General features: G+C 39.8%; 1 protein-coding gene. It reads left to right on the top strand.

Annotation, left to right across the window (positions count from 1 at the left end; genetic code table 11):
* Positions 1-279, top strand: a 279-nt coding sequence (locus Q0733_RS13065; protein ID WP_298782785.1) for a hypothetical protein, incomplete at both ends; no start/stop codon positions are given.

The following is a 279-nucleotide window of genomic DNA, read 5'->3' on the forward strand; positions in this document are numbered from 1 at the left end:
GTTGTAAATGGAGACGGAACCACCAATACTACAACAGCTACGGATAATGCCCAATTTACATTTACTGCAGCAGAAGACACAAATGGCGATGGATTGATAGATTCTGTAGATACAAATGGTGGATCGGGTACCTTAGACGGTGCTACTGAGTACACATCTACCTATACAACAAATGCATTAGATGCAAATATTGCAACTTGCCCGTTTACCGGAACAATAGAAATTTCAGAAGCTTTAAGTGTAGGAGAAACAGCTATTGTTTTTGTTACAGACGGAGAT

Source organism: uncultured Polaribacter sp. (assembly GCF_947500975.1).
Taxonomy (GTDB): Bacteria; Bacteroidota; Bacteroidia; order Flavobacteriales; family Flavobacteriaceae; genus Polaribacter.